Raw genomic sequence first — 19,699 nt, forward strand, 5'->3', positions numbered from 1 at the left:
CTTTTCCACAAGAATAACGAAACCAGGAAATCAGCCAAATGGCCACCGAAGTCAAAGTACCGGTACTGCCCGAATCCGTCTCCGACGCCACCATCGCCACCTGGCACAAGAAGGTGGGTGATGCGGTCAAGCGTGATGAGAACCTGCTCGACCTGGAAACCGACAAGGTCGTGTTGGAAGTACCGGCGCCGGTTGATGGCGTGCTGAAGGAAATCAAGTTCCAGGAAGGCGACACCGTCACCTCGAGCCAGCTGCTGGCGATCATCGAGGAAGGCGCGGTTGCCGCTGCCGCTCCGGCCGCTGCTGCTGAAGCACCGAAGGCTGCTGCCCCGGCCGCCGCCGCTCCGGTTGCAGCCGCTGCACCGGCCCCGGCTGCCAAGTCGGCTGCCGACACCCTGCCCCCGGGCGCCCGCTTCTCGGCCATCACCGAGGGCGTGAACCCGGCTGACGTGTCCGGCACCGGTCGCCACGGCGCCGTGACCAAGGAAGACATCGTCAACTTCGCCCGCAACGGCGGCGTCGGCAAGGCCGGCGGTGCACGTCCGGAAGAACGCGTGCCGATGACCCGCATGCGCAAGCGCATTGCCGAGCGTCTGATGCAGTCGAAGAACTCGACCGCCATGCTGACCACCTTCAACGAAGTCAACCTGTCCAAGGTTTCGGCTGCGCGCAAGGAACTGCAGGAAGAGTTCGTCAAGGCCCACGGCATCAAGCTCGGTTTCATGAGCTTCTTCGTCAAGGCTGCCGCCAACGCACTGCAGCGCTTCCCGCTGGTCAATGCCTCGATCGATGGTGACGACATCATCTATCACGGCTACTCGGACATCTCGATCGCCGTGTCGACCGAGAAAGGTCTGGTGACCCCGGTGCTGCGCAACGTCGAGCGCATGTCGTTCGCCGACATCGAGAAGGCAATTGCCGACTACGCCAAGAAGGCCCGTGACGGCAAGCTGTCGCTGGAAGAACTGCAGGGCGGCACCTTCACCGTGACCAACGGTGGCACCTTCGGCTCGCTGATGTCGACCCCGATCGTCAACCCGCCGCAGAGCGCCATCCTCGGCATGCACGCCATCAAGGACCGTCCGATCGCCGAGAACGGCCAGGTCGTGATCGCCCCGATGATGTACCTGGCCATGTCCTATGACCACCGCATCATCGACGGCAAGGATTCGGTGCAGTTCCTGGTGGACATCAAGAACCAGCTGGAAAACCCGGGCCGCATGCTGTTCGGCCTGTAATTGCTCCGAGCCCCTCTCCCGCCCGCGGGAGAGGGGTTGGGGTGAGGGCAAGCCTCACCCGCACCCTCATCCGGCGCTACGCGCCACCTTCTCCCGGCGGGAGAAGGGACAGGCAACAAGGAATCTCAAATGGCTGAACAATTCGACGTCGTCGTCATCGGTGCTGGTCCGGCCGGCTACCACGCTGCCATCCGCGCCGCACAGCTGGGCCTGAAGACCGCCTGCATCGATGCAGCGCTGGGCAAGGACGGCAAGCCGGCCCTGGGCGGCACCTGCCTGCGCGTGGGCTGCATCCCGTCCAAGGCGCTGCTGGACTCCTCGCGCCAGTACTGGAACATGGGCCACATCTTCGATCAGCACGGCATCAGTTTCAACGACGCCAAGATCGACGTGAACAAGATGGTCGGCCGCAAGGACGCCATCGTGAAGCAGTTCACCGGCGGCATCGCCCAGTTGTTCAAGGCCAACAAGGTTGCCACCTACTATGGCTTCGGCCAGCTGCAGGCCGGCAACGTGGTCAAGGTCAAGCAGCACGACGGTTCGGAAGTCGAGCTCAAGGGCACCAACGTCATCATCGCTGCAGGTTCGGATTCGATCGAACTGCCGTTCGCCAAGTTTGACGGCAAGCACATCGTCGACAACGTCGGCGCACTGGACTTCACCGAAGTGCCGAAGCGTCTGGCCGTGATCGGTGCTGGCGTTATCGGCCTGGAACTGGGCAGCGTGTGGAAGCGCCTGGGTTCGGACGTCACCATCCTGGAAGCACTGCCGGACTTCCTGGCTGCTGCCGATGCTGAAGTCGCCAAGGTTGCCGCCAAGGAATTCAAGAAGCAGGGCCTGAACATCCTGCTCAACGCCAAGGTCTCCAAGACCGAGATCAAGGGCGAAGAAGTCATCGTCAGCTACACCGATGCCGAAGGCGAGAAGAGCCTGACCGTCGACAAGCTGCTGGTGGCCGTTGGCCGTCGCGCTGCCAGCAAGGGCCTGCTGGCCGATGGCACCGGCGTGCAGATCAACGAGCGTGGCCAGATCGTGGTCGACGACCATTGCCACACCGGCGTCGATGGCGTCTGGGCGGTGGGTGACTGCGTGCGCGGCCCGATGCTGGCCCACAAGGGCTTTGAGGAAGGCGTCGCCGTGGCTGAGCTGATCGCTGGCCTGCCGGGCCACGTCAACTTCGACACCATTCCGTGGGTCATCTACACCGAGCCGGAACTGGCATGGGTCGGCAAGACCGAAGCCCAGCTCAAGGCCGAGGGCATCCCGTACAAGGCCGGCAGCTTCCCGTTCGCCGCCAACGGCCGCGCCGTCGCCATGGTGGAGCCGGCTGGCTTCGTCAAGGTGCTGGCACACGCCGAAACCGACCGCGTGCTGGGCATGCACCTGGTTGGCGCCAATGTCTCCGAGCTGGTGCACGAAGGTGTGCTGACCATGGAGTTCAGCGGCTCGTCCGATGACCTGGCCCGCATCTGCCACGCCCACCCGTCGCTGTCCGAAGCAGTACACGACGCGGCAATGGCAGTGACCAAGCGCGCCATCCACAAGGCCAACTAAGCTCCACGGCCTGTGACCTGAAGGCTCCGCCAAGGCGGAGCCTTCTTGCTTTTGTAGTCCCCGGTCTGCACGCGCATTCATCGGCGGCAGAACGACCACCTCTTCCCATCCATCAGGAACAACACATGAAGTCCATCTGCGTCTATTGCGGCTCCAACCCCGGCGCCAAGCCCATCTACGTCGAACGCGCCACCGAACTGGGCACGCGCATCGCCAACGAAGGGCTGCGTCTGGTCTATGGCGGCGGCCGTACCGGCCTTATGGGCGCGGTGGCAGACGGCGTGCTCGCCGCTGGCGGCGAAGTCACCGGCGTGATTCCGCAGCACCTGGTGGACATGGAAGTCGCGCACAAGGGCGTGACCTCGTTGGAGATCGTCGGCTCCATGCATGAGCGCAAGTCGCGCATGTTCGACCTGTCCGACGCCTTCGTCGCCCTGCCCGGCGGCTTCGGCACGGCCGAGGAAATCTTCGAGATGCTGACCTGGCGCCAGCTCGGCATCGGCCACAAGCCCTGCGCCTTCCTCGACATCGACGGTTTCTACCAGCCGCTGATCGGCATGATCGACACAATGGTCAGCGAGCGTTTCCTGCACCCGGAGCAGCGCGAAGACCTGTGGTACGGCGACGACGCCACGCAGATGCTGGAGTGGATGCGCAACTACTCGCCGGCCCAGGCCGACAAGTGGTTCGACGAGAAGAAGCGCAACGCGCTGCGTTGAGGCAAACGGCGGTCTTTTGTGGGAGCGGCGTGAGCCGCGAAGCTGGCGTTCCATGCAGATCGCCAGCCTTCCATGCGAGTAACAACCAACCTGCATCGTGCAATTGCAGATGATGCGCGCCGGATGCATTTGTGGCTCCGCGGCTCACGCCGCTCCCACAATCGTCCGGTTGGTTTTTGTGGGAGCGGCATGAGCCGCGAAGCTCGTATCCTGCACAGACCGCAGGCCTTTGAAGCAAACAACAGCAAAGGCCAACATGCATCGTGCAATCGCAATCGATGCGCGTCGGGGACATTGCCGGCTTCGCGGCTGACGCCGCTCCTACAAAAGCCTGCGCTTATGCGCGCTGCAAGGTCTCTTCGCGGGGCGCCGGGTAGCCCAGCAGGTAACCCTGGCCGAAGTTGCAGCCCAGCTCCGTCAGCGTTTGCAGCTGCCGTTCATTCTCAATGCCCTCGCCTATCGTCTCGATGCCCAGCGTGCGTGCAAGTGACAGCACGCCTTCCACCAGCGCAAGCGTACTGTTGCTGCCTTCATCATGCAGACCGGCAACAAAACTACGGTCCACCTTCAGCGCACTGATCGGGAAACGATGCAGATAGGACAGCGCCGAATAGCCAGTGCCGAAGTCATCCAGCTGCACCACCACGCCGCGCTCACGCAACTGATGCAATGCACGCAAGGTGCGCGGTTCGTCATCGAGCAAGGCCATCTCGGTGATCTCAACACGCAGGCGCCCGGGATCAGCCCCCGCCGCATCCAGCATTCCCAGCAGCCGCGGCACAAATTCTGCCGAACGGAAGTGCCGTGGCGAGACGTTGACCGAGATGTAGCCGGCAGCCGAAGCCGCCATGTCCTGCATCACCTGCTCGTATATCTGCCAGTCCACCTGCTCGATCAGGCCGCTCTCTTCGCCCAGCGATAGAAACTCGCCCGGCACCAGCACGCCGCGACGCTCGTGCTGCCAGCGCAGCAGCGCCTCGTGGCCAACCACCTTGCCGTCAAGCAGTGACACGATGGGCTGGTAATAGGGCAGGAAGTCGCGCTTCTTGATCGCCCGTCGCAGGTCCGCTTCCAGCTCCAGACTACGCATCGCCTCATCGTGCATCGCGCCGTCGAACATCACGCAACGGTCCTGGCCCTTGAGCTTGGCCCGGTACATGGCAGCATCCGCATCACGCAGCAGGTCCGCGCCGGAGGTATAGCGCGCATCCCATACCGCGATGCCGATGCTGCCGGACGGGAACAGCTCACGCCCGTCCACCCACATCGGCGCTTCCAGCGCCTTGAGCAGGCGACGACCCAGGTCCATCGCTGCATTCGAGCCGCGATCGGAGTGCACAAGCAGCGCGAATTCATCGCCGCCCAGCCGCGCCACAACGTCCTCACCACGCACCAGACCCACCAGCCGGCGCGCGACCTCGACCAGCATCTGGTCGCCAGCAGCATGCCCGATACTGTCGTTGACCCACTTGAAGCGATCCAGATCGAGGAACAGCAAGGCGAAATGCGGGGCGATACCCAACTCCGCATTCTCGATTGCACGCTCCAAGCGATCCTGCAGGTGCAGGCGATTGGGTAGCCCGGTCAGCACGTCATGCATGGCCAGGTGGGTCAAACGCTGCTCGGCACGCATACGTTCGCCAATCTGTCCCAGCAACTTCTGATTCACCTCGCCCAGCTCACGGGTGCGCTCTGTCACTCGCAGCTCCAGGTCGGCGTGGGCCTGCAGCAAGCGCTGTTGATCGCGCTGGCGGGCAAGACTGTTGCCGATGGCGCGGGCAACAAATACCAACAAGCGCTGATCATCGGCAGTGAACGCGACCTCCGGGTTGTAGCTCTGCACCGCGATGACGCCTACTACTTCGTCATCACTGAACAAGGGCACGCCCAGCCAGCACTGCGACTTGGCGCCGAATTCCTTCAAGTCCCCTGCCGCGATCAACCTGTCGATATCCGCCCGCGTCAACAGCACCGGCTCGCGGCGTTGCAACGCGTACTCGGTCAGGCCATCGCTGAAAATCCGGGTTGCGCGTTCGCGATTGAAGCGATCGACTGAATAGACGAACTCGATGCCGGTCGCATCTGCGGTCACCATCGCCACGTAGAAATTGCTGGCATCCAGCAGCCGGCCGATGATCTCGTGCACCTGTGCATAGAAATCGCCGGTGGCCTTGCCGCTCATCGCCAGCTCGGAGATGTTGAACAGCGCCGCCTGCAGCAATTCCGCACGCCGGCGTTCGATGATCTCGCCCTGCAGGTGGTCGTTGATGTGTTCCAGATCCTGGGTGCGCTGCCATACCCGCTGCTCGAGCTGCGCATGCGCCTGATGCCGATCCATCGCGGTGAGGATGTGCTTGGCGACAAAGTTCAGCAGCGCCAGCTCTTCCTCGCCGTAGCAGGCATCGGCAACATAGCTTTGCACCACGATGGCACCGCACACCCGGTTGTCGCGCCACATCGGCACACCCAGCCAGTCGGTACTCTCCTCGCCCTCCGATACCTCGTACGGCTGTTCCAGATATTTGGCCAGCTCACGCGACGGCCCGCTCAGTGCCCGACCATTGCGCAGCACCGCAAAGGTCAAACTGGCCGGCATTTCCTCGTAACGATAGCGACGCCCGGGGTCAGGCAGGTAGCTGTCATGGGTATCAACGAAGTACAGGAATTCCAGGCTCTGCTGGTTTTCATCGCACTCGACGATGTAGCAGTTCTCCGCGTACATCAACGAACCAAGAATGCGGTGAAAATGCGCCATCATCTCGGTCATCGCCAGATCGGCACCGGCCAGATCCGCTATTTCGAACAGGGCCTTCTGCAGCTGTTTGGAGCGCTGCAGTTCTTCGATCTGGATGCGCTGGCGCATCAGCTCCATGGCCGAGCAGATCAGCATCCGCGCCGTGCCCTGCCATGCTTCGCGGCGCGCCACCGGCAATGCCTGTTCGGGATCGATCAGCAGCACGTAGTCCGCGTCGCTGTCGTGACTCCATTCCAGTAGTTGGACGGAGCCGGGAAGATCTCTAGCCTTGCCTGCAAGGCAGTCACGCGCCAACTGGCATAGACCATCGGCGGATTCCGGGAAACTGCAGCTACCCTTGCCCAGCAGGCCATCGCGCCACGCCAGCGCAACCGTGCTGACGGGAGGCAACAAGCTCTGCAATGTCGCTACCACTCTGGTGACCGGCGAAGATGTATCGGCGCGCTGGGTTTCGGCCTTCGCGTCAAGCTCGCTATACGACATGTATCCGTTCTCTCTGGGTCCCAGCATCCCGGAACTCCCCCCTGAACCCGCAGCATACCTTTCACAGCGGTCAAGAGCAGTGCGTCGCAGAAAAAGATTCCTATTCACAATTATGAATGAAACCGCCACAGACTCCCGTTGAGCTAGGCAGAATCCAAGCCAGCCACTACGCTTGCGGGGTGGATACCGCTGTCCAAACCCCTACCGATGAAGTGCTGATGTTGGCCTATGCCGACGGTGACAGCGATGCGTTCTCCGAGCTCTACGCCCGGCATCGCGCGCGACTGTTCCACTATCTGCTCGGCCAGCTGCGCGACCGGCCTTTGGCCGAGGAGCTCTTTCAGGACGTCTGGCAGAAGATGATCAATGCCCGCGCCGGCTGGAAGCCCGACGCGGCCTTCGCCACCTGGCTGTTCCGCATCGCCCACAACCGCCTCAACGACCATTGGCGGGCGGCCCGCCATCGGCCGGCTGCACCGGAAGACGCCGACGAGCGCACCGCACGCCTGGCCGACAACTGCACGCCTGAACTATTGGCAGACGAACAGGCCCAGCGCCTGCAACTGCGCCAGGCATTGGCCGAGTTGCCGCCGGAACAACAGGAAGTCGTGATCCTGCGACTGGAACAGGAACTCAGCCTGGAGGAGATCGGGCAGATCACCGGCGTAGGCCGGGAAACCGTCAAGTCGCGGCTGCGCTATGCGATGGACAAGCTGCGCGCGAGGTTGAGCGAATGAACATCCCAGACATGCTGACTCCCGAAGAGCGCGAGCTGGCCCGCCTGCTCGGGCGCCCTGGAGCTGGTACCACAGGGCCCAGCGCGCAGTTGGACGCCCGGATTCTGGCCATGGCCCACGGTAACCCGCAGCCGCTGACCCAGCCCCAATCAGAGACGCAGGCCGCGCATCCCAAAGCGCCCACAGCCAACTTGCCCCCAGCATCGCGCAACCGTGGCTGGGGGCGCCGTCGCGGACTGGTGTCCTCATTGGCTGTGGCAGCGTCACTGGTGCTGGTGGTTGGCCTGGCCTGGCAGCTGCGCCCGCTACCGCCGCAGCCAGCGATGCAGCACGCCGAAGTGGCCGCGCCTGCTGCCGATATGGCAGCCGCGGAGGCAGCTGCCGTTCCGGCCGCTGCGCCGATGCCAAGCCCGGCAGCCGAAGATGCCGCCGCCCCGGCGCTTGCAGCGCCGCAAGCACGATCCATGGCGAGCACGAAAGAGCGCAGCGCCGATACGGCACAAGCTGCGCAGGCAAATGTTGCGCGCAACGACGAAACGAACGTCATCGAGCAACCCAGCACCAGCAATGCAGGGCAATCACCACGTGCGTTCTCAGCTGCACCGGTCGCGCCCCCGGCACCACCCGCGCCTCCCGCAGCACCAATGCCGATGATGGCCCCGGCACCTATGGCCGCCCCGGTTCAAGCCGAACAGACCGTCAGCACCGCTGGCGCGCAAGCTGACCTCTATCGCAGCGAGGCCGCGCCAGCACGCGCTGCACCGCCACGTCCGACGCCTTTTGGCTCCACATCGATTCCGCATGCTGGCACCAAGTCCGTAAGCAAAGCCGCCGATGCGCGTCGCCAGCGTGCCGAAGCCATCGCCGCCGACAGCACATCCGACATCGAGGCCGACGCCACGCTGTCACGCCACCAATGGATAAAACGCATCCGCCAGCGCCACGAAGCCGGTGATGTGGAAGGTGCAAAGGCCAGCCTGCGCCGCTTTGCCCACGACTACCCGGAAGCGCGCATTCCGCGCGACCTGCGGCCGTTGCTCAAGGATTGAGCGGCATCCGCTACCGCTTTGCAGCGCTGCCACTAGAATGACGGCAATGCTCGACACTCTCGCCGCACCCGCCAGCCACGAGCTGGAGATCAAACACAGTCGCTTCCTCGCGCAGGCAGCGCCGATCAGCGATGCCAGCGCGGCGATGGCGTTCATCCAGTCAGTTTCGGATGCCGATGCCACCCACAATTGCTGGGCCTACCGGCATGGCAATGATTACCGCTCCAGCGACGATGGCGAGCCGGCAGGCACCGCCGGACGTCCAATTCTCGCCGCGATAGATGGCCAGGGTTATGACCGCATCGCAGTCGTGGTGACACGCTGGTACGGCGGCATCAAGCTCGGTGCAGGTGGCCTGGTCCGGGCCTATGGCGGCACCGCGGCCGAATGCCTGCGGCAGGCCCAGCGCAGTCCCTTGGTGCCGATGACCGAACGCATCCTTCAATGCGGCTTTGAAGACATGGGCATCGTGCATACCCTGCTCAGCGCAACCGGCGCAGAGAAACTTGACGAACACTTCCTGCCCGAAGGCCTGCGCCTGCATGTGCGCCTGCCGGCAGACCAGATCGATGCGCTGGCACTACGCCTGCGCGACGCCACCCGCGACCGCCTACGCCTGAGCAAACCCGTCGACCATGACTGAAGCAGCTTCCACACCGCCGCAGCGCAAGCTGCAGAAACTCGGCAGCCTGAAAACCCTGTGGCCGTTCGTGCGTCGCCACGCCGGCCTGTTCACCGCTTGGCTGGTTGCCTTGGCAGTATCCTCGACGGCAACCTTGAGCCTGCCGATGGCGGTCAAGCAGATGATCGACCACGGCTTCTCCGGTGGTGGCGAGATCAACCGCGCGTTCATGCTGTTGTTCATTGTCGCGGTAGTGCTGGCATTGGCCACCGCCGCACGCTTCTTCTTCGTATCGCTGCTGGGCGAGAAGGTCGTCGCCGACCTGCGTGGAAAGCTCTATGCGCACCTGATCGGACTGGACGCCGGCTTCCACGACCGCACCCGCAGCGGCGAGCTGGTATCGCGGCTGACCGCCGACAGCGAACTACTGCGCAGCGTGATCGGCTCGACCATGTCGGTAGCACTGCGCAGCAGCGTCACCGTGATCGGTGCGATGGTGATGTTGTTCGTCACCAGTCCACACTTGGCCGTGTATTCGCTGATCGGCATTCCGCTGGCGGTACTGCCGATCGTGCTGGGCGCGCGCCAGCTGCAGAAAATCTCCCGCGCCAGCCAGGACCGCGTCGCCGATGCCAATGCCCTGGCCGCAGAAACGCTCGGCGCGGTGCGTACCGTGCAGGCGCATGCCCGCGAACCCTACGAGCGCGGCCGCTTCGAGGCAGCGCTGGACATCTCCGTGGCCACCGCGAAGCGCCGCATCCGCACCCAGTCCTTCGTCACCGCCATCGCCATCGTGCTGGTGTTCGGGGCCATCGTTGCGGTGCTGTGGTCAGGAGCACACGACGTCGTCGACGGCCGCATGACGGCCGGCACGCTTGGCCAGTTCGTGCTGTACGCCTTGATCGGCGGCGGCTCGGTTGGCGCTTTGGCCGAAGTCTGGAACGAACTGCAGCGCGCCTCCGGCGGCATGGGCCGTATTGGTGAACTGTTGGCCGAGAACCCGCAGATCACCGCACCCGCACAGCCACATCCGCTGCCCTCGCCGGTCCGCGGCGAAATCCGCTTCGAGCATGTGTCGTTCCATTATCCGCAACGCCCCGATCACCCGGCACTGGATGACTTCAGCCTGACCGTGGCGCCAGGCGAAACCGTGGCGCTCGTCGGACCCTCAGGTGCCGGCAAAAGCACGGTGCTGTCGCTGCTGCTGCGTTTCCACGATCCGGACAGCGGCAGCCTGCGCCTGGATGGCATTGATCTACGCGAGCTGGACCCGGCACAGCTGCGCCAGAGCATTGCCCTGGTGCCACAGCAGCCTGCCCTGTTCGCGGCCAGCGCCGCCGACAACATCCGCTATGGTCGGCTCGAAGCCAGCGACGAGGAAGTTCGCGCTGCCGCCCGCTCAGCCGAGGCAGACGACTTCCTGACGCAGCTACCGGAAGGCTATGCCAGCGACCTGGGCGAACGTGGCGCACGCCTGTCTGGTGGCCAGCAGCAGCGCGTGGCGATCGCCCGCGCCCTGCTCAAGGACGCACCAGTACTGCTGCTGGACGAAGCCACCAGCGCGCTGGACGCACAGAGCGAACGTGCTGTGCAGCAGGCATTGGAACGGCTGATGGCTGGGCGCACAACGCTGGTCATCGCGCATCGCCTGGCAACCGTGCTCAAGGCCGACCGCATTGTGGTGATGGACCACGGCCGCATCGTCGCGCAGGGCACGCATGCTGAACTGTTGGCACAGGATGGCTTGTATGCCGAGCTGGCGCGGCTGCAATTCATAGATTGAGAACGCTGCGGTAACGCATCGCTAACAACGCTGGCGGCAAGCTCACAGGGTGGTCGCACCGATGGACTGCGACCACCTTCCCAGCATTGGAGGCGAGCTATGGCGTTCCGACAATTCCCTGCAACCACCCGCGATGGCGAAAGCTGCATCGTCATCGAGTTTCTGGATGAGCCCGGCACCAGCCAGGCCAGCAGCACAAGCCGTCCGCCGCGCTACGAGCTTGCCGATGGCCGGCCGCTACTGCGTCGGGGCAGTAATCTGTTCAGTGCCGATGGCGAAGTCAGCCTGTCGATGAACCAGCCCTACCGGGCCTGATTCCCATCTTCTGCAGCGCGCCGTGATCATTGCCGGCGCGCAACAGGATGGCCCCGCTGCCGGCAGGCCGGGTAATTCTGAATACGCTTTGCCGATGCAGCCCGTGGCTGCTCAATTTTTCACCAACCATCTTGACAGCCTTGTGCCCCAAGGGATGTCAGTGATTATCCACATGCTTGCGCACACGCCGCTGTGGATTAAGTCGCAGCCGGTGAGACGCAAATAAGCTTGAGCCCCCTCCCTTTTGCACAGCAAAGGGGTAGGGTTGGGGAGGGGTGCTTTAGCCGCCATGGCTTTTGTGGGAGCGGCGTAAGCCACGAAGCTGGCGATCCCGAACGATTACGACACCTAGGCAACTGCAATGCGCTATCGGCTTCGGCTGGTGGCGGGAGCTTCGCGGCTCACGCCGCTCCCACAGCCCTCCTAAAACTGCTGCAGGCTTACCGCTCGAGCACACGGCCTATGCCGCTGCTGTTGATCTCGTCGCTGGCCGCTGAAATCACATCAGCCGCGTAGGCCTGCACGAAGCCCATGCGGAAGTGGACCTCACCACTCGGCGTACGCGAGGAGTGAATCGAAGCCAGGCTGATGCCGTGCCGCTCGAACACATGCAGCAACTCGCGCAGTGAGCCGGCGCGATCCTCCGGCAGATGCACACTCATTGCGCTCTGGTCGGTCAGATCCGCCAGCAGATAACCGACCCGCTCGAAGCTGTAGTTGCCCTCGCGCAGGGTCTGATCGTCCACCGCTGCCTTGTTCTCAGCCAGATACTGGCTACGGAACAGCGCTCGCGCGGCATCGTCGCCTTGTCCCACCAGACCACGCAGCTGCTGCAGCTGCTGCAGCAAATGATCCAGCACTTCACCGACATGCGGATTGCCGAACTGGATGTCTTCATAGATGGCCGGGTTCAACGACAGGATGCGCGAGATCACCGCCGCATCCAGTTCAAATGCGGCCGAGCGATACGGCATCAATTCGCTCAGCGAGCCCAGCATCGGCGCATATTCGCGCAGCACGCCAGCCTGGGCCAGGTGCGTGGCATGCACCATCGCCTGAACCAGCGCCATCACCCGATCGTGGTGTTCGGCAGTGCCTCGCACGCATTCGGCCTGCAAAGCGATGCACAGCTCATCCAGCCATACCTGCCAGCGCGCATCCAGCCGCGCTTCGCAGACCACCATCACCCTGCCCTTCAAGGTCGGCGCCTTGGGCGGCGCAGTCATCGGATGCAGGCCGGCGACCGAGGCCTGTGATTCCAGCATCGCCGCCACCGGCTCGGCCTTGATCGAGGTGACATCCAGCCACAGTTTGCCGCGCTCACGTCCGGCCGATTGGCGGATGTAGTCACGGATCAGCGCAGGCGTATGCCGGATCGGTGCCGAGAACAGCAGCACATCGGCCCGTTCCAGCAACTGCTCCGGCGTCTGCGAGTCCGCATCGACCGGATCGTGACCGATCACCTGCAAGCCCATGCGCGATTCGAAGAAGCCACGCAACCAACGTCCAAAGGCACCGCCGCTGCCGACGATGCCGATGACTGGACGCATGGTCACGCCAGACGCTCGGCGCGGAAGCGGTACGGGGTACCCAACGCGGCCGGAGCAGCGGCCAGCACGTCGAACTCCTCCACGCCGGTGGCCAGGGTCGCTTCCAACGCCGCATGCACGCCGGCGATGGCGCGGCTCACGCCGTCCTCGAAGCTATGGCCCTTGAGCAGGAAGGCGACCAGCAGCGACATCAACACGTCACCGGTGCCGGCCACATCCACCGGCAGATGCGGCGACGTCCAACGCCAGATCTGCTCGCGGCCAATGGCCAAGGTCACCAACTCGCCCGGATCACCGGACACCGAATGTGCGATAACCCATTCCGGCCCGCGCTCCAGCAGCTTGCGCGAGGCGGCGATGGCGTCGTCCTGTTCCAGCGCAGGCAAGCCAGTCAACCGGCCCAGCTCGAAGGCATTGGGCGTGACCAGCCAGGCATGCGGCAGCAGGCGCTCGATGAAGATCTTTTCCAGCCCCGGCTCAACATAAGGGCCGGTATGGGTATCGCCGATCACCGGGTCCAGGCAGTAACGCAGCTGCGGCGATTGCGGCAGCACTTCGTCCAGCCAATCAGCAAACGCGGCGCCGTTGGCGACGCTGCCGAAGTAGCCTGAAACCAAGGCACCGGCTCGCTGCGGCAGGCCCCGTTCGCTGGCTCCCTGCAGAAGTTCGGCGAACCAGTCTGCAGGCAGCACGCGGCCCCGCAGCGTCGCGTAGAACGGCGCGTTGCTCAGCAAGGTGGTGGGAATTTCGGCGACGCGCAGGCCCAGGGCACGCAGCGGCGGCACTGCCGCGCTGTTGCCGGCATGGCCGTAGACCAGCTGGGATTGCACGGAAATCACGTCCACCGGCGACGGCCCATCCGGGCGTTGCCGACGACCGTGCACGAGATGGCTATGGTCGACTTCGTTCATCGCCCTATTCTACGTCCGCAGGACAAGGCGCGACTGCATACGCTTGCGCGCGCAACCAATAGCAGATGGCATAACGAAAAAAGCCGCAGCAAGCTGCGGCTTTGATTCATGTAGTGCCGAGCCATGCTCGATAGAAGTTCCATCGGTAACGCCATTGCCGAGCATGGCTCGGCACTACAGGTGACGCATCAGGACTTCATGCGTTCCCAGAAGCCCTTCACGCCGTCGATGAAGGTCGCCGACTTCGGCGAGTGCTTGCGTGCTTCTTCGCCGCTGAAGGTGGCTTCAAACTGCTCCAGCAACTTGCGCTGCTCGGCCGTCAGGTTGACCGGGGTTTCCACCACGACGCGGCAGTACAGGTCGCCTTCGGTGCGGCTGCGCACCGACTTGACGCCCTTGCCACGCAGACGGAACAGCTTGCCGGTCTGGGTCTCGGCCGGGATGCGGATCTCCGCTTCGCCGCCCAAGGTTGCCACGCGGATCGCGTCGCCCAGCGCTGCCTGCGAGATGCGCACCGGCACTTCGCAGTGCAGGTCGTCGCCATCACGGGTGAAGATGGCATGCTCGCGCACGCGCACTTCAACGTACAGATCGCCTGCCGGTGCACCGGCCGGGCCAGCTTCGCCCTCGCCCTGCAGCCGGATGCGGTCGCCGGTATCAACGCCTGCCGGCACTTTGACCGACAACACCTTGTCTTCTTCGATGCGACCGTTACCGTGGCAGGTCTTGCACGGCTTGCTGATGATCTGACCTCGACCATCACAGTTATGGCAGGCCTGCTGCATGGCGAAGATGCCGCGCTGCACACGCACCTGGCCACGACCACCGCAGACATTACAGGTCTCGACCTTGCGGTCTTCCGAGCCGCTGCCGTCGCAATCACCGCACTCGGCCAGGGTCGGGATCTCGATGCGGCGCTCAACGCCGGCCACCGCTTCTTCCAGGTCCAACTCCATCACGTAGCCGATGTCGGCACCGCGACGCGGCTGACGCGGACCGCCGCCACCTCCGCCAAAAATATTGCCGAAGATGTCGCCAAAAATATCATTCATGTCCGGACCACCCGGACCACCGCCACCACCGCCCATGCCGTGTTCAAACGCAGCGTGGCCGTGGGCGTCATACATGCGCCGCTTATTGCCGTCGGACAGGGTTTCGTACGCCTCCTTGCACTCCTTGAAGGCGGATTCAGCGGCAGCATCGCCCGGGTTGCGGTCCGGGTGGTGCTTCATCGCGCAACGGCGATAGGCCTTCTTCAGCTCTTCATCGGTGGCGGTGCGGGCTACGCCCAGTACTTCGTAATAATCGCGTTTCATTGGCACATGAGGTTCTGTAATCGGGGTTGAGAATCAGGGACGGAAAGCCTGGTATTGCAGATACCGGAAGGGGATCCGGAAGCCGGAACAGTAGTTCCGAATCCCGAATCCCCAGGTACAACTCCGGCCTTGCTTACTTCTTGTCGTCCTTGACTTCGGTGAACTCAGCGTCCACTACGTCGTCATTGGACTGGGCACCGGCGTCGCCGCCCGGAGCCGGACCGCCCTGTTCACCAGCCGAAGCGGCGGCAAACAGTGCCTGACCGGCTTCTTCCAGCGACTTCGACTTGGCTTCGATCTGTGCCTTGTCGTCGCCCTTCATCGCGGTTTCCAGATCGGCCAGTGCGGCCTCAACCTTGCCGATCACGTCGCCGCCAACCTTGCTGCCATGCTCGGTGATGGCGCTGCGGGTGGCGTGGATCAGACCGTCAGCCTGGTTGCGGGTCTGCACCAGCTCCTGGAACTTCTTGTCTTCTTCGCGGTTGGCTTCCGCGTCGGCGACCATGCGTGCGATCTCTTCCTCGGACAGACCCGAACCGGCCTTGATCTCGACCTTCTGTTCCTTGTTGGTCTTCTTGTCCTTGGCCGACACGTGCAGGATGCCGTTGGCGTCGATGTCGAAGGACACCTCAACCTGCGGCATGCCACGCGGTGCCGGCTCGATGCCGGACAGGTCGAACTTGGCCAGCGACTTGTTGTAACGGGCCTGCTCGCGCTCACCCTGCAACACGTGCACGGTCACGGCCGACTGGTTGTCCTCAGCGGTCGAGAAGGTCTGCGAGGCCTTGGTCGGGATGGTGGTGTTCTTTTCGATGATCTTGGTGAACACACCACCCATGGTCTCGATACCCAGCGACAGCGGGGTCACGTCCAGCAGCAGCACGTCCTTGACGTCGCCGCCCAGCACGCCGCCCTGGATCGCAGCACCCAATGCCACGGCTTCGTCCGGGTTGACGTCCTTGCGCGGTTCCTTGCCGAAGAACTCGGTAACAGCCTGCTGCACCTTCGGCATGCGGGTCTGACCACCGACCAGGATCACTTCGCTGATGTCGCTCGAACGCAGGCCGGCGTCATTCAACGCAACGCGGCACGGCTCGATCGACTTCTTGATCAGCTCTTCGACCAGGCTTTCCAGCTTGGCGCGGGTCAGCTTGATGTTCAGGTGCTTCGGACCGGAAGCGTCTGCAGTGACGTACGGCAGGTTCACTTCGGTCTGCTGCGCGGACGAAAGCTCGATCTTGGCGCGCTCAGCGGCGTCCTTCAGGCGCTGCAGGGCCAACGGGTCCTTGCGCAGGTCGATGCCCTGGTCCTTCTGGAACTCTTCAACCAGGTACTCGATGACGCGGTTGTCGAAATCTTCGCCGCCCAGGAAGGTGTCACCGTTGGTGGCCAGCACTTCGAACTGCTTCTCACCGTCGACGTTGGCGATCTCGATGATCGACACGTCGAAGGTGCCGCCGCCCAGGTCGTACACAACGATCTTGCGGTCCTTGTTGTCACCCTTGTCCAGGCCATAGGCCAGGGCAGCCGCGGTCGGCTCGTTGATGATGCGCTTGACGTCCAGACCGGCGATGCGGCCTGCGTCCTTGGTGGCCTGGCGCTGGCTGTCGTTGAAGTAGGCCGGCACGGTGATGACCGCTTCGGTGACCTTTTCACCGAGGAAGTCTTCGGCGGTCTTCTTCATCTTTTCCAGCACGCGGGCAGAAATTTCCTGCGGTGCCATCTTCTTGGCATCGCTGGTCTGTACCCATGCGTCGCCGTTGTCATGCGCCAGGATGCCGTACGGCACGTGGGCGATGTCCTTCTGTACTTCGGCGTCGGTGAACTTGCGGCCGATAAGGCGCTTCACCGCGTAGAAGGTGTTCTTCGGGTTGGTGACGGCCTGACGCTTGGCCGAGGCACCCACCAGTACTTCGCCGTCCTTGGTGTAGGCGACGATGGAGGGCGTGGTGCGGTCGCCTTCCGAGTTTTCAATGACGCGGGCCTTGCCGCCGTCCATGATCGCCACGCACGAGTTGGTGGTGCCGAGGTCGATACCAATGATCTTGCCCATGGGGGACTCCTGAGTATTCGTTTGCCGGCAGCCGCCGGGGATGAATGGGATATGGGGAAGGACCTGATGACATTCAAGTCATCCCCGGAACACTGTTTGCCGGCGGCTGCGCCTGATTTAGGCAGCGGCCAGCCAGCGCGGCCGATCAGTCGGCCTGGGCCACCACAACCAACGCCGGCCGCAGCAGACGTTCGTTGAGCAGGTAGCCCTTCTGGAACACGGTCACTACCGCGCCCGGGGCCACGCCTGCCGGTGCCGGCACCTGGCTGATGGCCTGATGATGCTCCGGATTGAAGGCCTGGCCGGCCGGGTCCAGCAGGACCAGACCGTTGTCAGCGGCTACTTTGAGCAGCTGCTTGTAGGTCAGTTCCATACCTTCGCGCAGCGGATTGGGCTCGCTGCCAGCGGCAGCCAAGCCTGCATCGAGGCTGTCGAACACCGGCAGCAGGTCGCCAAGCAGCTTCTCGTTGGCGAACTTGCGGGCCTGGTCGATGTCGCGGGCCACGCGCTTGCGCTGGTTGTCCAGATCGGCGCGCTCGCGCAGCGATTCGGCCTTGACCTGCTCCAGCTCGGCGCGCAGCGCCTCGATCTGGTCGTGGTGCGCGTCGTCACCGCCCATGGCGGCGTTCTCGGGGTCGAATTCAGTGTGCTCTTGGTTCATTTTCGGTTCCTTGGCGGATGTTCTGCCGCCTACCCCGACCCGTATGTGGGCTGTACCGAAAGTTTCAAGGCTCCGACTCACTCCATGAGACGCATTGTTCCTAATCTGGGCCGGCCATCGCCTGTCCTACATTGACCTGCCCGGCCCGCATGCTAGCTTTGCGCGGCCCCTAGACCTGCCCGCCATGCTCAGACATCTATCGATCAAGGATTTTGCCGTTGTCCGCGCCACCGAACTCGAGTTCGGCCCAGGCATGACTGTCGTTTCCGGTGAGACCGGCGCCGGCAAGTCATTGATGGTGGACGCTTTAGGCTTCCTGTCCGGCCTGCGCGCCGACTCCGGCGTGGTCCGCCACGGCGCCAGCCGCGCCGAGCTGTCGGCCGAATTCAGCCTGGACGACGACGCCCCGGCGCGCAGCTGGCTGCGCGACAACGAGCTCGACGACGAGGAGCAATGCCAGCTGCGGCGGGTGATCCGCGCCGATGGCGGCTCCCGCGCCTTCATCAACGGCCGCCCGGTACCGGTGTCGCAGCTGTCGGAATTGGCCAGTTTCCTGGTCGAAATCCACGGCCAGCACGACCAGCAGGCGCTGCTGTCGCGGCCCAGCCAGCTCGCCCTGCTGGACGCATTTGCCCGCAATGAAGCTGAGCGCGGCGCCGTGCGCAGCGCTGCCGCCCAATGGCAAGCTCTTCTGGACAAGCGTGACGCGCTGTCGCAGCAGGGCGATGTCTCCGACCGGATCGGCTTTCTTGAGCACCAGCTCGGCGAACTACAACGCGAAGACCTGGAGCCTGCGGCAATCGTCGCGCTGGGCGCCAGCCACCGCCGCCAGGCGCATTCCACCGCACTGATCGAAGCCTGCCAGCGCGCCGGCGGCCTGCTCAATGGCGATGAAGACGGCCCTTCGCTGTTGTCGCTGCTGCAGCAGGTACGCCACGAACTGGGCAGGGTCAGCCAGCACGACGCTCGCCTCGGCGAGGTCGACGCCATGCTGGATGCCGCCGGCATCCAGCTGCACGAAGCGCTTGCCCAGCTGGACCGGGTACAGGACGACCTGGACAGCGACCCGGAAGCCTTCGAGGACATCGAGCGTCGGCTAAGCCGTCTGCACGACTTGGCCCGCAAGCACCGCGTGCCAATGGAAGAGCTCGCCGCCACCCGCGACTGCCTCGAAACCGAACTGGAACAACTACGAGGTGCCGACGAGCGCCTGGCCAAGCTGGCCGGCGAGATCGACAAGGCCGCTGCCCGCTGGCAAGCCGTGGCTGCGATCCTTTCCAGCAGCCGCCAGGCCGCTGCCACCTCACTGTCCGACACCACCACCACGCTGATCGGCGAGCTGGGCATGGGTGGCGGTCAGTTCCGGATCGAGTTGGAGCCGCAGGCACAGCTGCGCCCGGACCCGAATGGTGCCGAGCGGGTCGAGTTCCTGGTCGCCGCCAACGCCGGCCAGCCAGCCCGCGCCCTGCGCAAGGTCGCCTCCGGCGGTGAGTTGTCGCGCATCTCACTGGCCATCGAAGTCGCCGCACTAGGTCTGGACGCCGTGCCGACCATGGTTTTCGACGAAGTGGACTCCGGCATCGGCGGCGCCATCGCCGACATCGTCGGCAAGAAGCTGCGCGCCCTGGGCGAACGCCGTCAGGTGCTGTGCGTGACCCATCTGCCGCAGGTCGCCTCCAAGGGCCATTCCCATTACCGGGTAAGCAAGGCGCCGGTGGAAGGCATGACCCAGAGCGCGGTTGAACTGCTTGACGCCAAGGGCCGCGAGGAAGAGCTGGCGCGCATGCTGGGCGGTGCCGAGGTGAGCATGGAAGCGCGGGCTGCGGCGCGGAAGCTGCTGACGGAAGCGGGATCGCGGGATGCGAGGGCGTTGGCTTTGGCTTTGGCTTTGGCTTTGGCTTTGGCTTTGGCTTTGGCTTTGGCTTTGGCTTTGGCTTTGGCTTGGGCTTTGGC

15 protein-coding genes are annotated in these 19,699 nt (G+C 64.0%); 9 read left to right on the plus strand and 6 right to left on the minus strand.

From position 1 onward, the window contains the following. The first annotated feature begins 38 nt into the window (after nt 1–38). The 3 genes from sucB (at nt 39) to ACVOLL_RS16375 (ending at nt 3,511) form a co-directional block, all read left to right on the plus strand. Complete coding sequence (sucB, locus tag ACVOLL_RS16365) at nt 39–1,238, plus strand: dihydrolipoyllysine-residue succinyltransferase (protein WP_481513847.1); 1,200 nt, start codon at nt 39–41, stop codon at nt 1,236–1,238. 129 nt (nt 1,239–1,367) lie between these two features. Next, on the plus strand, nt 1,368–2,792 hold the full coding sequence (lpdA, locus tag ACVOLL_RS16370; protein WP_296246216.1) for a dihydrolipoyl dehydrogenase: 1,425 nt from the start codon (nt 1,368–1,370) through the stop codon (nt 2,790–2,792). 125 nt (nt 2,793–2,917) lie between these two features. Continuing rightward, nucleotides 2,918–3,511, plus strand: a complete 594-nt coding sequence (locus tag ACVOLL_RS16375; protein WP_282272078.1) for an LOG family protein — start codon at nt 2,918–2,920, stop codon at nt 3,509–3,511. 337 nt (nt 3,512–3,848) lie between these two features. Here ACVOLL_RS16375 and ACVOLL_RS16380 read toward each other — a convergent pair whose 3' ends face one another. After that, nucleotides 3,849–6,776, minus strand: a complete 2,928-nt coding sequence (locus tag ACVOLL_RS16380) for a bifunctional diguanylate cyclase/phosphodiesterase (protein WP_481513848.1) — start codon at nt 6,774–6,776, stop codon at nt 3,849–3,851. A gap of 152 nt (nt 6,777–6,928) precedes the next feature. Here ACVOLL_RS16380 and ACVOLL_RS16385 point away from each other — a divergent pair, with 152 nt between their 5' ends. The 5 genes from ACVOLL_RS16385 (at nt 6,929) to ACVOLL_RS16405 (ending at nt 11,255) form a co-directional block, all read left to right on the plus strand. After that, nucleotides 6,929–7,486 (plus strand): RNA polymerase sigma factor, encoded by a 558-nt coding sequence (locus ACVOLL_RS16385; RefSeq protein ID WP_481513849.1) that lies wholly within the window; start codon nt 6,929–6,931, stop codon nt 7,484–7,486. Further along, nucleotides 7,483–8,535 carry a hypothetical protein gene (locus tag ACVOLL_RS16390; protein ID WP_481513850.1) on the plus strand — a complete coding sequence of 351 codons (1,053 nt, stop codon included), beginning with the start codon at nt 7,483–7,485 and terminating at the stop codon, nt 8,533–8,535. The genes ACVOLL_RS16385 and ACVOLL_RS16390 overlap by 4 nt, the downstream gene beginning before the upstream one ends. Before the next feature lie 46 nt (nt 8,536–8,581). Beyond that, nucleotides 8,582–9,178, plus strand: coding sequence for an IMPACT family protein (locus ACVOLL_RS16395; RefSeq protein ID WP_481513851.1), 597 nt, complete (start codon nt 8,582–8,584; stop codon nt 9,176–9,178). After that, nucleotides 9,171–10,940 (plus strand): ABC transporter transmembrane domain-containing protein, encoded by a 1,770-nt coding sequence (locus ACVOLL_RS16400; protein ID WP_481513852.1) that lies wholly within the window; start codon nt 9,171–9,173, stop codon nt 10,938–10,940. The genes ACVOLL_RS16395 and ACVOLL_RS16400 overlap by 8 nt, the downstream gene beginning before the upstream one ends. A gap of 99 nt (nt 10,941–11,039) precedes the next feature. After that, nucleotides 11,040–11,255, plus strand: a complete 216-nt coding sequence (locus tag ACVOLL_RS16405; RefSeq protein WP_481513853.1) for a hypothetical protein — start codon at nt 11,040–11,042, stop codon at nt 11,253–11,255. Nucleotides 11,256–11,695: 440 nt separating this feature from the next. Here ACVOLL_RS16405 and ACVOLL_RS16410 read toward each other — a convergent pair whose 3' ends face one another. The 5 genes from ACVOLL_RS16410 to grpE all read right to left on the minus strand — a co-directional run bounded on the left by ACVOLL_RS16410 (nt 11,696) and on the right by grpE (nt 17,746). After that, nucleotides 11,696–12,811: a prephenate dehydrogenase gene (locus ACVOLL_RS16410; RefSeq protein WP_481513854.1), complete on the minus strand. Its 1,116-nt coding sequence runs from the start codon at nt 12,809–12,811 to the stop codon at nt 11,696–11,698. After that, a complete protein-coding gene (gene pdxY, locus ACVOLL_RS16415) occupies nt 12,808–13,716 on the minus strand; it encodes a pyridoxal kinase (RefSeq protein ID WP_481513855.1) in 909 nt (302 codons plus the stop codon). Before pdxY ends, ACVOLL_RS16410 begins: the two co-directional genes overlap by 4 nt. A 188-nt stretch (nt 13,717–13,904) precedes the next feature. Next, on the minus strand, nt 13,905–15,032 hold the full coding sequence (gene dnaJ / locus ACVOLL_RS16420; protein WP_481513856.1) for a molecular chaperone DnaJ: 1,128 nt from the start codon (nt 15,030–15,032) through the stop codon (nt 13,905–13,907). Nucleotides 15,033–15,165: 133 nt separating this feature from the next. Next, the gene (gene dnaK, locus ACVOLL_RS16425) at nt 15,166–17,085 is read right to left on the minus strand and encodes a molecular chaperone DnaK (RefSeq protein ID WP_481513857.1); all 1,920 of its coding nucleotides are present in this window, start codon (nt 17,083–17,085) and stop codon (nt 15,166–15,168) included. A 145-nt stretch (nt 17,086–17,230) separates the two neighbouring features. Then, the gene (gene grpE, locus ACVOLL_RS16430; protein WP_481513858.1) at nt 17,231–17,746 is read right to left on the minus strand and encodes a nucleotide exchange factor GrpE; all 516 of its coding nucleotides are present in this window, start codon (nt 17,744–17,746) and stop codon (nt 17,231–17,233) included. A 184-nt stretch (nt 17,747–17,930) separates the two neighbouring features. Between grpE and recN the strand changes: the two genes are divergently transcribed. Then, nucleotides 17,931–19,699: DNA repair protein RecN (gene recN, locus ACVOLL_RS16435; RefSeq protein ID WP_481513859.1), on the plus strand; the 1,769-nt coding region annotated here is incomplete at its 3' end.

This window comes from Stenotrophomonas sp. STEN035 (assembly GCF_056759935.1).